A 13,504-nucleotide genomic window follows, 5' to 3' on the forward strand; every position below is an offset into this window, starting at 1 on the left:
CCCAAGCACGCCTCGCCGGGTTGGCTGATGGGAGTGGAGTGGATTGGCCTTGGCGGCAACATCATCGAGACCGGCACCGACTCCTGCCACCTCGCGCCAGCGCGGGCCGCACTCGCTTCGTTCGCCCTTCGGGTGGCCTACGGTCATGCCGCCAGCCCCCGACGCTCCCAACCCCAACTCCGTGTCCGGCCCCGGTGGACCGTCGCCGCTGCTCCCGAATAATCGCGTAGATCGTTCTGTCCCCACGCTGGCACAATTGCCCGATGCGTTTGTGGACGGTCCAGCATCGAGCGGTTCTCAGGTCGCTGGAGGATGCCAGCGGCCTGGTCGGTGACTGGGACCGGATCATGGTCCGAAGCTACCGGGCCTGCTACGAGGAGATGGTGGCGGAGATGGCACGGCGTGGCCTCGACGGTGGAGGCCGGCCGCCGGTGTGGGCGTGGGTCGGGCCGGACACTCGCGACAACAGCGTGGCGCTGGCGGCGGAAATGCTCCTCTGCCCGCAGACTCCGGAGGAGTACGCCCGCTATGTGGTGCTCGACCTGGACGTGCCGGACGAGGTCGTCCTGCTCAGCTCGTGCGGGCGCTGGAACGACTTCATGAACGTGATCATGATGGGCGAGGGATCGCCGGACATGGATTGGGCGATCGGCCAAGAGGAGCCCAACGGGGTGCAGGCGTGCCTTACGCGTGTCGCAGCCGGATGGGTTCTCGGCGTCCGTCCGTTGGAGCCGTTCAGGCCGGAAGAGGAGGACGAGGAAGGCGGAATCAGCTCCTGACCGTGCGCTGCGGACGGCCTATTCGCCGACCTGGTACGAGGTGGACCACGACTACTACGAACAGCTACCTGGCCTGGCCAAGTCTTACACCCTCGTGTCCCCATGCCGGGATGGCGGCAGCTTGGGTACCAGCAGGTCGTCGACCATCGGCTCCGGGTGATCGCCGTGCATCCGGGGCGGGCCGAGCGCGTCAGCCGGTTGCGTAGTTCCCGCCTCCTTCCACACCGCACCGCGCGTCCAGCCAGTCGACCACCCACTGTCCGGGCGGTATCGCCTTCGACCTGACCGAGCAGACCCTGTCCTGGTGGCTATCTCCGGCCGCCCGTAGAAGGGCGACGGAGGAGAGTGTGCGCCCCGGACCCGTTCACGATTTCAGCTTGAGCCTCTTCCTCGACGCACCCGGGAACACGACGACCAGGTGCTCCTCACCTGCATCGGCGACCCGCACGTAGACACGGAGCCGGTAGCGGCCCTTCCCCGCGATCGCCAGGTTCGGCATCGGGGCACCCGCGCCCACTTCTCCGCCGCCCATCTCCGGCACGGTGAGCCGGCCGCTGCGGCTGACGATCGGCACCTCGTTGACCTGCTCCCACCCGGCCGTCCGCGGTGGCGGCGCGGTGCGGAAGGCCTTCACCGTAAGGCACAGATCACTGACGTCTTCGACGTGCCCGATGAGCACGGCGCTGCCGGCCACCCCGATTTGGGTGTTGTCGTCGAAGACCTTGTCCATCGCCTGCTCCGCCGCCTCGTCGGTCGCTTCGTCTTCGGGGTCGTGGACCAGATAGCCGGGATCGCCGTCGACGAACAGGAAGTATTTGGCCGTGGCCTGGGCGACACCCTTCGTCCGGGGCCACGGGTCGCGGCACTTCGCGTTCTTCTCGGCGATGTAGGCCGCGTTCGCCGCCTCCGTCTCCGTGGTCGACCGCAGCAGCTCGGGATGGGTTGCGCCGACGGTCTCCGGGCACACGTAGACGAGATCCCACGGGTCCACGCGCCAGGCGGGCCGCGCGCTCCCGGCCTGCGTCAGAATCGCCTTCTGCTCGTCGCGGTCCTCTGTACGGCACAGCGCCCGCCCGTACGCGAGGACCGCCTGGTCCGACAGGCTGTCCGGGAACATGGGCGGGACTCCGCCCTCTCTGCTCCGCGCTCGGCACAGGAACGCGGCGTCGCGTTCCTCAGGTTTCAGGTCGCCGAAACTGGGGCGGTCATAGCAGCCCATCGACCAGCTGGTGTAGGTGAGGTGCGCAGTCTGCTCCGGGTGGATCAGTGCGATGATCGGCAGTACGGTTACGGCCGCCACCGCGACGCGGATCACGCGCCGCCGCGCGGGCGGAGGGTCCGCCAGGTGCTCCTCAGTGGGCAGTTCACGGGCGGTCGCCGCTATCCACACGGCGCTGACGAGCCCTACCGCGTCCAACATGACCGTCATCGCCGGATTGCCGCTGGAGATCCTTCCAATGAGAAGGTAGAGCGGGATCACCAACGCGTAGACGCCCACCGACAACCACCCGGCGGCCTGCGTGCCGCGGCTCCACCGGCCGTCGCGCCGCTGCCCGACGACCGTGATGATGGTCGCCGCCAATCCGCTCAGCATCAAGCCCAGTTCGACGATGTCGCCCGAGCCAAGGTCTGGGAGGTCGAGTTCGTCCAGCAGTTCGTTGGCCATCCCGGCCAGCTCGACCGCGAACATCGCTCCGGCCGCCGCGCGCAGCATGCGGGACCGCCAGCGGATAACGAGCAGGAAGAGCACGTCAATCGCGGTCCACAGCGCGAGCTGGAATGCCGCGTTGACCCCGTCGGGGAGCAGTTCGATCGTGTACCACAGTACGAGGGTGTAGGCCACCGCCAGATACAGCAGTCGGCGCAGCGCCTTCGCCCGGCGGTCCAGCGGTCCCGGCGCGGGGGCACGCAGGATCAGCCACAGGAGTGCGGCCTTCACCAGGGCGGCCACGAGTAGTGCCACAGTCGTCGGGGTGTCAAACCCGGCGCGCGTATAGAACTCCGCATAGGCCGGCGGCGACCAATCGACGGCCACCCAAAGCCAGGTGTCGCCGAGCATCAGGCCTGCGCCCGCCGCCGCAAGAGCCAGACCTACTAATACAATCCTTATAATCCGCCAGAAACTATCCGAAAGCACGGGACGCGATCTTAGCGCGGCACCGCCGTATGGGCGGACACAGCAGAACTAGTGATCCCAGAAGGTTATGTACCCGCTACGCCGCCACTCGCGAGGGCCGTGGGCGCCCGTTTAACTTCGAAGAGCTGCTAATTCCTGGCCTACTTCAGACGGCCGATTACTACTGCGCATACCTCGCGACCCAGCCAACCGATTTCGGCAGTGACGAGATTGATCGAAAAATCGCCTTCCGGACAGGAGCGGATGCTCCAAGACGACGCCCGCAAGCTTTCCTTCGTCCTCAACGAGGCAAGTCTGCGGCGGGTCGCCGCTACCAGCACGTTCACCCGTCCGCTGTCACCCTCAAGCGGCAGTCCGCAGTTCGTGGAACCACGCGCCCGCGGTTGGTCGGGCCAGCGTGACATCAGCAGTGCGTCCAACCGGGCCATCCAGGCGGCGGCGCAACGCGGCAATGATCGCTTCCACGTGGGTGATCGGCGGTCACGTCACGCTCACACCCGGAACGAGGAACCTCTCGCCTTCCGAGATGGGATCGACGCTCTCCGGCCGGCGAGCCTCGATCTCATCGGAACACCCCGCCGACAAAGCCGCTGTGGGGAACCGTCACCGCAGAGCGACAGGCGACCGTCGCATGCGGAAGGCATTCAGAGGTCGCTCACATGCTCCTCAGGGCACCGCGAATGCCTTCTATGACGGCCACGGCCTCCGAAGAGGAGCCGCTCTCCTCCCAGAGTTCCAGCCACTCCGAGCCTTCGCCCATCACCCGGTCCAGCGCCCGCGCGGCCAACGCCACGAGTTCGTCATCGACCTCCACCCTGCCGCCTTCCAGCAGGAAATCCGGCGCATAAGGCGAGGTGATCGGCACGCCGCTGCGTTGAGAGGCGACAATGGCCGCTGCCGCGATCGCCTCCACTGCCTCATCGCTGTCCAGATATTTCGCACGACCCGCAGCGCCTTTGAGCGCCTTGCGGATCAGAGCCGGACGCCGCTTAGGGGCTGCGTTGTGCAGATCACCGCACCAGTCGGCGGCCGAGTCGTTGTCGAACGGTCCCACATCCCATGTGCCCATGGCCGATTCATATCGGACCTCACCGACATTTAGCCCCCCACCACCACGACCGCTTCGGGTGCGACCTCCCCATGCACTCGCCGAAGGTATTCCACAGCGTGTTCCGTGGCCGGGTCATGGTTCAGCCGTTCCCGGTAGAAATGGAGCCGTTCCTCGCAATCATCGATGATCTCGCTCCACGTACGGGCCCAGATGCGAACTCCTCCCTCCCACTCGGCGATGCAGCCTGGCGGACGGTTCGGCGCGTTGGCATCACGTCTGACGATCTCCGCCATCTCGGTGGATACGACCCAGAAGTCCCAGGAAACGCGGGCATCGCGGAACTGTGGATCGCTGACGACCGCCTCCGCATAGCTCTTGATCTGGGCGACCTCCGCCTGGCCGATCTTGACCCTGGGAGCCTTGAGTTCGACTATGAGGTGCTCTCGCCCGGAGCTTCCCCGGTGAACACGCCCCAGCAGGAGATCGACGATGCCCGTCCGACCGTCCTCACGGCGGACCGGATTGAGCTTGCCGTCTTCTGACTCCCGGCCAAGCTCTTGGAGATGGCGAACGAGGATCGCATCCAGGCTCTGGTCGCTGACCATCAACGCGTAGGCGTCGCCGAAGATCCAGGTCTCGCGCTCAAGGATCTTGTGCAGCTCGCTCCGTTTCTTGACCGTCCGGCTGATCTCCGGCTCGAAGACCAGCCTTTTCAGCGCGGCCAGGAAATCGAGCCGGTCACTGACCTGTCCTGTTGCCTTGATCACTTCAGACAGGCTCGTCCGCTGAAGGATCCGCTTGAGTTCCTCCTGTTCGGACTGAGGTAGCTGGAACAGTTCGTCAAGTACCGGGTAGAGCCCACTTGGATCACGGGAAATGATCTCTCTGAGCAGCCGCAAGGTGGTCTTCTTGCTCTGCGTCACGCCTGGCAGTCGCCGGGAGATCCGCGTGGCCACCTCGTCGAACATCTCACGTTCGACAGCCTGCGCGGGCTCGGCAGGCTCCTCAGAGTAGGGATAGACCCCCTCGATCTTCCACTCCTGGATGAGCCTGGTTCGACGCTCTTGGTCGCGTCTCTTGACGTGCGCACGGAGTGTCTCCCGCGCAAGCGCCAAAAGGGGTCCGATCTCGTCCATCTTCAGCTTGAGCCCCTTCTTCGACGCACCCGGGAACACGACGACCATCGGCAGTACGGTTACGGCCGCCACCGCGATGCGGATCACGCGCCGCCGCGCGGGCGGAGGGTCCGCCAGGCGGTCCTCAGCGGGCAGTTCACGGGCGGTCGCCGCGATCCACACGGTGCTGACGAGCCCCACCGCGTCCATTATGACCAGCATCGCCAGCATTGCCGTTGGAGATCCTTCCGGAGAGAGTGAGCAATGCCCCCAGCATCGACAATGACGACATAGCCCTCGTCTGGCGCAAGTCGGGGTTTAGCAATGCCAGCGGCGATTGCGTAGAGGTCACCACTTTGCCCAGAGGCGGAGCTGCTGTGCGTGACAGCAAGGACCCTCAAGGGCGCCAGCTCCGGTTCAGCGCGTCCGAGTGGGTTGCGTTCATCGATGGAGCCAAGGCGGGTGAATTCGACTTGCCGTCCGCCTGAACAAAGGCGTCGGACGAAGAAGAACGCCCGGTCACCTGTGGTGATCGGGCGTTCGTCATGTGCATGCAGTGGTGGCCCCACAGGGATTTGATCATGCTCCGGCGGGGCGCCGCTCCGGAATGATGGCCTCACGACCCAGGCCGCGCCGCAAGTGGTGCCGTGGGGTCTGATCATTCCTTTCTTGGCGGCCGAGTATGTCCGGTGTGTCGGTGGTTTCAGAGGCCGAGGACGTCTGGTGTGGCGGCCAGGGAGCGCCAGCGGGCTGCCGGGTCGTCTACCAGGCGGCGGGCTTCCAGATCGAGCAGCCCGCCCACGCTGGTCATCTCGGCCGCCACCCGCCCGTCGGCGTGCCTGAACTCCTGTGCGATGGTGAACGTCTTTCCCTTGCCCCACACGAACGCGCACGTCACCTCCACCTCGTCGCCGCCGCGCAACTCGCCGAGGTAGCGGATGGTGTTCTCCAGGGTGACCGGGCCGACGCCCGAGCTTCGCATGTCGTCGACCGAGATGCCCGCCGCACGCAGGCACTCCCAGCGGGCGTGGTCGCCGTACTGGTGGTAGACGGCGCTGTTGACGTGGCCCTGCGTGTCGAGCTCGTAGCCGCGTACGGCGATGCGCACGGAAAAGGTCATGTCCGCTCCTCCAGCCAGGTGTGCGATTTCGCGGTGAGATAGCGCAGGCCGTCGTCGCCGATCTCGATCCAGTCGCCCCGGGCCCACCCCCCGGTCGTCTGCGGGGCGAACCCGTGCCGCTGGAACAACACCGACGCCTCCTTCTGCGTCAGCCCCCGCCGCCCCCACTCCTCGATGACCCGGGCGGTCCGCTCGTCCTCCCCGGCCTCCTCCTCGCCCAGGGCGGCGGCGAGCTCCTCGAACCCACGGGCGATCAGCCGGAGTGCGGCCTGCGTGCGTGCTACGTCCATCTCTCATCGCCTACCAATCGACCCCGATTGCTAACCGATCCTACCTCGTCAGCTCCGCCGAGTGTCTCCACAACGGCCCTACGCCGGGTCGTTGGCGCCCGCCTCCGAACGCGAACCCGCCTTCGGAAAGTGAGCGATTGAGTATACGATGTGTCTGGCGCGTCTACCGTTCCAGACGATGGATCACCCGCACCCATGGAGCCCTCGCTGCGTGGACCAAACACCCCGCCGTCATCGCTACAGCTCTCACTCTGGCCACCACCCCAGCAGACTGCGGCAACCGCAGCACCACCCAGCCTGAAGGCCGCCATGGCTGCGAAAACTCCTGGGGACCACTCACCGCCGTCCAGTTCGCATCAGTCGCGCCCCGAGTCAGAGCGAGCCTGCGCGTCACATGCGACCAGGAAGTCCTCACCACGTTCCACGCCCGGATCGCCATCGACCACAAAGACGGCCTGTTCGCCGACTGGTACGAGGTGGACCACGACTACTACGAACAGCTACCTGGCCTGGCGAAGTCTTACACTCTGGTGGCCCCCTGCCGGGATGGCAGCTACCGGGCGCGTGCCTCCATCGTCGGCACGTTCACCAACGGCGAGCCCTACAAGGTGCAGGACGAGAGTTCCAGCAGCCACGTAGACTGCGACCACCCCGAACCGATCACCTGAGGGCCTGCCGGCTCCCGCTCACCACGGCGGGCATTCGATCACCGTACGGCCGAGCGGCGGCACCACCTCAAACGCCCAATGAGCCGCAACCTCAGGTTTGGCCTGGGGGATGTCCTCAGTGCTGTAGGCGGGCACTGCCGTGACGTCCGGCTTCCGGCCGGGCCACACGCCCCAGCCCTCACCCCACCAGGCAACCCGCCACACTTGCCGCCCCTCATCCAGCTCGGTTGCGTTCGCGTGGTCCGCGGGGGTGCCTCGGCGGCGAGACCACCAGAGCCGCCGCACGAACACGTGCCCGTGCTGCGGGGCCCGCTTGCGGCCAGGAAGGTGCATGCGTTCAGCGTCGCACATGGTGACACGCTTGTCGCCGCTACCAGCACGTTCACCCCGTCCGCTGTCACCCTCAAGCAGCAGTCAGCAGCTCGTGGCCAGCGCCGGCAGGTCCTCCTTGGCGTTCCACGCGGCTATGACCGGCCTTCCGACCCGCGCCCTGGGCGCCAGCAGGTCGTCGACCATCGGGTCCGGGCGGTGTGGCCTTCGACCTGACCGAGCAGGCCCTGTCCTGGTGGCTACAGGGCACCTCGCTGATGATGCTGATGACGAAATCCCGGCACAAGAAGCCGGAGAACGTCCGCCGCTGCTTCAAGCCGTCCCCCGAGGCGATCGCCGAGCTCACGAGCCTGCTCGCGCCCGGCGGCGGCAACCGCTGAGCCGCGTTCCTCGATCCTTCTCGGTGGCAACGGCGGAGGCGGAGAGGAGTGTCGCAGCGGAGAGGCTGCCCCAGAGGGCGGCCGAGCCGTGGGCGGCGAGAGCGGTGATGACCGCCGGGGAGACGGCGAGGCCGAAGCCCGTGGAGAGCTGGAAGCGGGCGAGGGCGCGTCCCAGGACATGGGCCGGGGTGAGGGCGGTGACGAGCGCGGTGGCGCTGCCGGCATAGATGATCTCGCCGATCGTGCAGACCACGGACACCGCGGCGACGGCCGGGGCACTCCAGCCGTGTCCCAGTGAGGTGGCCGCGAGGAAGCCGAGGTAAGACGCGGCGAGTACCACGCCGGCGAGAGCCAGCACGGTCCGCCGGGAGAAGCGGGACATCAGGACGGTGACCGGAACCTGCAGGGTGACCACCAGCACCGTGTTCGCCACGAAGATGGCTGCCGGCCACACCGGGGATGCGTGCACCTGTGTCACCAGGATCAAGGGGAGCGCGATTTCGGGGACGTTGAGGCAGAAGACGTAGATCACGTTGGCGGCCAGCAGCGCGCCCATTCGAGGTGCGGGCCCGCCGGCCCTGTCCGTGGCCGGAGTAGCGGCCGGATGTGTGCGCAGGCGGACCGACCATGCCAAGGCCGCCGCAGCGAGATAGGCGAGCCCGGTGACGGCTGCCAGCGCCTGCAATGCGGTGGTGCCGCCCGCCAGGCATGCGGTGGCGAGGAGGGCGCCCACGCCCAGGCCGGCGTTGCGCAGGGCGCGGCCTCCCGCGAGAGCGACGTCACGTTCGCGGCCGTGGGCGACCGTGGCCACGAGGGCCGCATGGGCGGCCGGCCATGCCTGGTTGCCGATGCCGAGGAAGAGTGCCGCCGTCGCGAACAGCCAGACGTGCCCCACCGGGGCGGCCAGCAGCAGCGCCACGCCCAGCACCCGCACCAGCATCGACGCTGCCACCACCGTGCTGCGTGCGCCCCGGTCCAGCCATCGGCCCACCGCGGGCATGCACACCAGACCCATGACGACGCCGACCGTCATGGCGATGCCGGTGGCCGACGTGGACAGCCTCAGCACCATCACCCCGTAAAGCAACAGAAAGGGCCGCAGCAGGCCGGTGCCGAGCGCGTCCACGGCCAGGGCGACGGCATAGCGGGGGCCTCCGGAGGCACGGACGAGGGCGCGCGGCTGGATCTTGGTGGTGGTGGTTGCCATGGCGTCAACGATGCGTTCGGCCGCCGGGCCGACTGTGTCGGTTGACGGACACCGTCAATCGACGCCGTCGCCAGCCATCCGACCAGCGATGATGAGGGGATGACGTTGAGGATCGACATCAGCGGCCTGCCGTCCGGGCGACTGCGGTTCGCTGCCTCCCCGCTGGCCGAGCTGACCGCGATGCTGCACGTGCTGGCCGAACCCGGGCATCACCCGCAGCTCGCCGGCTGGGCCGGGGACGTCTGGACCGGGCTGCGGCCGGAGCTGGCCGAGCGGTTGCGGGAGGCGGAGTTCCTCTGGCGTTCCTCACGAGCCGACTTTCTGGTCCCCGCTCGTCCTCGGCCGACCCTCGCCGAGGAGCTGGACGATGTGGACCTGATCGACGATGAAACCTATGTGACCGCCGCGCTCGTCACCACGTGCGGCAGCAACCGGGTCCACTTCGCCGCGCCGTCGCCGCTCGCCGACGCGACGGCGCGCGAGCGGGCCCTGGACCTGGCCCAGGCCCGCGGCGCGCTTCAGGAGGCCTTCGCGGAACGGCTGCTCGCGGACCCGGCCGGCGTGCGGGCGCGGGTGCGTCACACCCTCGAACAGTGCGCCGAGGCCTTCTTCGACGCCGCCTGGACGGGCGTCGCCGTGCAGCTCGCCACCGACCTGCGCCTGAAGAACGACCTGCTGAAGCGCCAGGGCATCGGGGCGGCACTCGCGTCGGTCTCCAGCGCCGTCACCCTGGCGCCAGACGGCAACCGCATCATCGTGGACAAGCTGCAGGACAACGCGACCGCCGCCCACGGTAGCGGGGTCACCTTCCTCCCCAGCGTCTTCGGCCGCCCGCACCTGGTGGTGGTCCACGCGCCCGGGTGGCAGCCGGTGGTGCAGTACCCCGTGGCCGAGGCGAGTCCATCGGAGCCGGTATCGCTGGAAACGGTCACGCTACGGCTGGAGGCACTCGCGCATCCGGTACGGCTGCGGCTGCTGCGCACCCTCGCCCGCGGCCCGCACACCACCGGTGAGCTGGCCCACGCCTGGGAACTTTCACCCCCGGAGGTTTCCCGCCACCTCGCTGTCCTGCGCCGCGCGGGCCTGCTCACGGCCCGGCGGCACGGTCGTTACGTCCGTCACACCCTCAATCTCCCCGATCTGACGGCGCTGGGCGCCGACCTGCTGGCGGCCGTACTGCGCTGAGCAGCTTCGGTCTGCCAGAAGGCGGGCGACAAGCAGTATCCCCGTGTACGCCGGGGATTCTGTCGGTGCCGCCCGCTACCTTTCTGTCCGAACACCTGTGCGATAGGAGGGTGACATGCTTGCCGCTGAGCAATTCGAGCGTGCTGCTGTGCTGGGGGTCGCCGTGGCGGAAGAGATGCGGCGGTTGCTGAGACTGCACGCGGTTCCGGCCGAGGAGGCGGGTGACGGCACCGTCCTGGTCGACGTGCCCTATCCCGATGCGGCCGTGGTGGTGGCCGTGCTCGATGTGGCCGCCGACTGTTTCGGCGAACGCGGCGGCTCGGTCGAGGAGACCCGGCAGGCCGCCCTGGAGACGGTCTTACAGCTTGCGGGCTTCGACGACGACTCCCAGCTCAACCGCGCCGAGGTCAGGGGTTCGGGCGGACGAGACCGTGGCGGTACGCGTATGTGACAGCCTGCGCTCGGTCTCTCAGGCGGGCCTTGGCGAAGAGGTTGTTGATGTGGGTCTTGACGGTGGCCTCGCTGATGAAGAGCCGGGTGGCGATCTCGGTGTTCGACAGGCCGTCGGCGATGAGCCGCAGCACCTCGACCTCGCGTGGCGTCAGGCCGTCGCGCGCTTCGTCGCCGGTGTTCCTTGCGGTGTCCGCGCTGCCGGGAGTGCGCCGGTCGATTGTCGCGTCCGGCCTGCCAAGGGCAGGTGCGGGCCGGGGAGCAGCGGGGCCATCGGCGAGATCAGGCTGTTCGTGCGGGTCGAGATCAGGTCGCTCACCCGCCGGTCGGCCGCCGTCGGGCGCGGTCCGGTGTGGGTGTTCGCCCCAGGGTCTGCCGTCGTCGGGAGCCGTCATGGCGTCGAGGAGGCGGCGTTGGACGGTGGGGTCGAGCTGGGCGTTGCCGCGTACGACGGTGGTGATGGCCTTGGCGATCTCGTCCGAGTCCGCGCTCTTGGTGAGGAAGCCGCGTGCCCCCGCCCTGAGCGCGGCGAACACCGACTCGTCATCCGAATACGTCGTGAGCACCACCACCTGGGTGTCAGGGTGTTCGGCGCGGATGCGGCGGGTGGCCTCGACGCCGTCCATGCGCGGCATCCGGAGGTCCATCAGCGCCACATCGGGCTGCCGCTCCGCGACCAGGCGGAGCGCCGCCTCGCCGTCCCCAGCCGAACCGACCACCTCGATGCCCGGCAGGAGCCCGAGCAGCAGTACCAGCCCCTCACGGACGACCGCCTGGTCATCGACGACGATCACCGTGACGCTCATGATCCGGTCACCGTGGCGGGGCTGTCGGACATGAGGGAAGCCATGCGGGCGCTCCGCAGGTGGACGCGGAAGCCGCCGTTCGTCTCGTCCACACACCGGCTCATGCCGGGACCCACAAGTGGACCTGGAAGCCGTCGTGCGTCTCGCCCGCTGACAGGGTGCCGCCGAGAAGCTCGGCTCGTTCGCGCATACCCACGAGGCCATATCCTCCCCCAGGTGTGCCTGGCTCGGCGCTGACGGGGTTGGTGATGCGCAGGCCGCATGAGCCGGGCTCGTACATCAGCCTGACCGTGGCCGGAGAGCCGGGCGCGTGCCGCCGTACGTTCGTCAGAGCCTCCTGGGCCGTGCGCAGCAGGGCGAGCTCTGCCTCCGGGGGCAGTCGGTGTTCCGCGCCCGAGATGTGCAGGGTGCACGGACGGTCGGTGGCCGCCTGGAAGTCCTCCACCAGCGTCCGCAGCGCCTGTGGAAGGGCCGGTGAGTCTTCGCGCAGGGCCGACACCGCCCGCCGGGCCTCCTCCAGCCCGGATTTGGCCAGGTCGCGGGCGTGGACCACACGGTCGAGCGCTTCGTCGGTTTTGTTTGCGCGGAGCAGCAGCTTGGCGCCCTCCAGGTGTACGAGTTGTGCCGACAGCGAGTGGGCGAGGATGTCGTGGATCTCTCTGGCGATCCGCGCTCGTTCGGCGAGTACGGCCTCGCGGGCTTCGGCGGCTCGGGCCGCCCGGCGTTCCTTGACCGAGTACGCCACCAGGAATACCAGGCAGGCGCTGAGGATGAGGCTGAGATCGCGACCCAGCCGCCCGTAGATCGCCCCCTCCACGAGCAGCCCGCCGATGGCCAGGACCCCGATCGGCACCGAGTGGCGCAGCGGCAGCCGGACCGCCGCAATGCCGAGGCAGTAGAGCAGTACGGCGAGCGCCGGACCGCCGTCGACCACCGCGTCGAGGATGATCGCGAAAACGACCGACAAGCCCAGCGCGATCGCCATGACCGGCGCCCGGGACGTGACCGCCGCGACAGGCGCTCGGGACGCGATCCATCTGACGGGCCGGCGGGACGCGGTCGTCATGCGGGACACGCGGGAGGTGATCGCTCTGGCCAGGCGGGAGGTGATCGCTCTGGCCAGTACGCCGAAGGCGGCTCGCGATACACCGACGGGCTCGGACGGGCGCGACGCCATGTGGTCCAGCGGTGGTTGGGGCATCACTTGGTCCTGAGGCTGTCGGGATGGCGCTTGGCCTGGCGTGGCCTTGTGGTCCTGTCGGAGTGTGGGCGTCTTGCGGACCAGAGGGAGTTGGACGACGAGGAGCATGATCACTATGGCCGAGGTCAGTGTGGTGGCCGTCAGGCTGGCGCCGGTCAAACCAAGCGTGGGCTTGGCCCGTATTTGTGCCCATACGAACACCACGATCGCCCCCCACCGCAAGATGAAGGGGACGATCTTTGACGGGTCGGGCATCACTCCACGAAGTTATCCGCCCGCACGGTCGTAGCGGAAAGGGCGCGGCCGCGACGGGCGACGAGGAGAGCCTGGGTGCCGATGGTCAGGCCGATGAAGAACAGGAGGCCGGAGGTCGAGACGGGCAGACCGAGGGCGGCGCCGGCGAAGTAGAGGCCCACGCGGCTCGCGAGCGAGGCCAGCCAGGCCAGAAGGGTCAAGGGGGTGGCTTTCGACCAGGTCACTCCGGCCTCGTCCATCCAGACGCGCACGGTCGCGGCGCGGATGGCGCCGAAGACCACGGCGGCGACGGCCTCCACGACCCCCAGGGCCAAGCTGAGGGCCAGGTGGTCGCCATCGATGAGGCCGCCGGTGAACACGCCCAGGACGATCATGGCAACGGAAACGTAGACGATGCCGTTTCTGGCCGTTGGGCGGGTCATCATCTGCCGATAAACGATGAAGACGGCGGCGGCGAGGATGAGCAGGGCGCTCTGTGTGGGCTCCATGGGCTTGACGGTAGGGAGGAAGGATGTGGCTGCGGATCGGAC

The 13,504-nt window shown here is 68.2% G+C and carries 16 protein-coding genes; 6 read left to right on the plus strand and 10 right to left on the minus strand.

Annotation, left to right across the window (positions count from 1 at the left end; genetic code table 11):
- Positions 1–263: 263 nt before the first annotated feature.
- On the plus strand, positions 264–779 hold the full coding sequence (locus AB0B91_RS48790; protein ID WP_358336396.1) for a DUF3841 domain-containing protein: 516 nt from the start codon (positions 264–266) through the stop codon (positions 777–779).
- Between the two features lie 364 nt (positions 780–1,143).
- Here the strand turns inward: AB0B91_RS48790 and AB0B91_RS48795 are convergent, their stop codons facing one another.
- The 3 genes from AB0B91_RS48795 to AB0B91_RS48805 all read right to left on the minus strand — a co-directional run bounded on the left by AB0B91_RS48795 (position 1,144) and on the right by AB0B91_RS48805 (position 5,313).
- Positions 1,144–2,916, minus strand: coding sequence for a hypothetical protein (locus AB0B91_RS48795; protein WP_358336399.1), 1,773 nt, complete (start codon positions 2,914–2,916; stop codon positions 1,144–1,146).
- 655 nt (positions 2,917–3,571) lie between these two features.
- Positions 3,572–3,985 (minus strand): DUF4259 domain-containing protein, encoded by a 414-nt coding sequence (locus AB0B91_RS48800; protein ID WP_358336401.1) that lies wholly within the window; start codon positions 3,983–3,985, stop codon positions 3,572–3,574.
- Between the two features lie 29 nt (positions 3,986–4,014).
- Positions 4,015–5,313, minus strand: coding sequence for a hypothetical protein (locus tag AB0B91_RS48805; RefSeq protein WP_358336404.1), 1,299 nt, complete (start codon positions 5,311–5,313; stop codon positions 4,015–4,017).
- A gap of 26 nt (positions 5,314–5,339) precedes the next feature.
- Here AB0B91_RS48805 and AB0B91_RS48810 point away from each other — a divergent pair, with 26 nt between their 5' ends.
- Positions 5,340–5,570 carry a DUF397 domain-containing protein gene (locus tag AB0B91_RS48810; RefSeq protein ID WP_358336616.1) on the plus strand — a complete coding sequence of 77 codons (231 nt, stop codon included), beginning with the start codon at positions 5,340–5,342 and terminating at the stop codon, positions 5,568–5,570.
- Positions 5,571–5,785: 215 nt separating this feature from the next.
- Here the strand turns inward: AB0B91_RS48810 and AB0B91_RS48815 are convergent, their stop codons facing one another.
- Together AB0B91_RS48815 and AB0B91_RS48820 are read right to left on the minus strand one after the other, a co-directional pair.
- Positions 5,786–6,202 (minus strand): acyl-CoA thioesterase, encoded by a 417-nt coding sequence (locus AB0B91_RS48815; RefSeq protein ID WP_358336406.1) that lies wholly within the window; start codon positions 6,200–6,202, stop codon positions 5,786–5,788.
- Positions 6,199–6,492 carry a hypothetical protein gene (locus AB0B91_RS48820; protein WP_358336408.1) on the minus strand — a complete coding sequence of 98 codons (294 nt, stop codon included), beginning with the start codon at positions 6,490–6,492 and terminating at the stop codon, positions 6,199–6,201. Before AB0B91_RS48820 ends, AB0B91_RS48815 begins: the two co-directional genes overlap by 4 nt.
- Before the next feature lie 137 nt (positions 6,493–6,629).
- Here AB0B91_RS48820 and AB0B91_RS48825 point away from each other — a divergent pair, with 137 nt between their 5' ends.
- A complete protein-coding gene (locus AB0B91_RS48825) occupies positions 6,630–7,160 on the plus strand; it encodes a hypothetical protein (protein WP_358336411.1) in 531 nt (176 codons plus the stop codon).
- An 18-nt stretch (positions 7,161–7,178) separates the two neighbouring features.
- Here the strand turns inward: AB0B91_RS48825 and AB0B91_RS48830 are convergent, their stop codons facing one another.
- On the minus strand, positions 7,179–7,493 hold the full coding sequence (locus tag AB0B91_RS48830) for a hypothetical protein (RefSeq protein WP_358336414.1): 315 nt from the start codon (positions 7,491–7,493) through the stop codon (positions 7,179–7,181).
- Between the two features lie 197 nt (positions 7,494–7,690).
- On the opposite strand from AB0B91_RS48830, the gene AB0B91_RS48835 reads away from it, so the two are divergent.
- Positions 7,691–7,870 carry a hypothetical protein gene (locus AB0B91_RS48835; RefSeq protein WP_358336416.1) on the plus strand — a complete coding sequence of 60 codons (180 nt, stop codon included), beginning with the start codon at positions 7,691–7,693 and terminating at the stop codon, positions 7,868–7,870.
- On the opposite strand, the gene AB0B91_RS48840 is transcribed toward AB0B91_RS48835, so the two are convergent.
- Positions 7,833–9,077, minus strand: a complete 1,245-nt coding sequence (locus AB0B91_RS48840; RefSeq protein ID WP_358336419.1) for an MFS transporter — start codon at positions 9,075–9,077, stop codon at positions 7,833–7,835. The two genes, AB0B91_RS48835 and AB0B91_RS48840, sit on opposite strands and share 38 nt — an antisense overlap.
- A gap of 99 nt (positions 9,078–9,176) precedes the next feature.
- On the opposite strand from AB0B91_RS48840, the gene AB0B91_RS48845 reads away from it, so the two are divergent.
- Both AB0B91_RS48845 and AB0B91_RS48850 read left to right on the plus strand, forming a co-directional pair.
- Entirely contained in the window at positions 9,177–10,262 is a 1,086-nt protein-coding gene (locus tag AB0B91_RS48845; RefSeq protein ID WP_358336422.1) for a helix-turn-helix domain-containing protein, read from the plus strand.
- 115 nt (positions 10,263–10,377) lie between these two features.
- Complete coding sequence (locus tag AB0B91_RS48850; protein WP_358336425.1) at positions 10,378–10,713, plus strand: hypothetical protein; 336 nt, start codon at positions 10,378–10,380, stop codon at positions 10,711–10,713.
- On the opposite strand, the gene AB0B91_RS48855 is transcribed toward AB0B91_RS48850, so the two are convergent.
- The 3 genes from AB0B91_RS48855 to AB0B91_RS48865 form a co-directional block, all read right to left on the minus strand.
- Positions 10,670–11,518, minus strand: a complete 849-nt coding sequence (locus tag AB0B91_RS48855) for a response regulator transcription factor (protein ID WP_358336428.1) — start codon at positions 11,516–11,518, stop codon at positions 10,670–10,672. The genes AB0B91_RS48850 and AB0B91_RS48855 overlap by 44 nt on opposite strands.
- Positions 11,519–11,618: 100 nt before the next feature.
- A complete protein-coding gene (locus AB0B91_RS48860) occupies positions 11,619–12,719 on the minus strand; it encodes a sensor histidine kinase (RefSeq protein WP_358336431.1) in 1,101 nt (366 codons plus the stop codon).
- A gap of 254 nt (positions 12,720–12,973) precedes the next feature.
- The gene (locus AB0B91_RS48865) at positions 12,974–13,462 is read right to left on the minus strand and encodes a hypothetical protein (protein ID WP_358336434.1); all 489 of its coding nucleotides are present in this window, start codon (positions 13,460–13,462) and stop codon (positions 12,974–12,976) included.
- Positions 13,463–13,504 lie beyond the last annotated feature (42 nt).

It is taken from the genome of Nonomuraea sp. NPDC049141 (genome assembly GCF_040648415.1).
In the GTDB taxonomy this organism is placed as follows: domain Bacteria; phylum Actinomycetota; class Actinomycetes; order Streptosporangiales; family Streptosporangiaceae; genus Nonomuraea.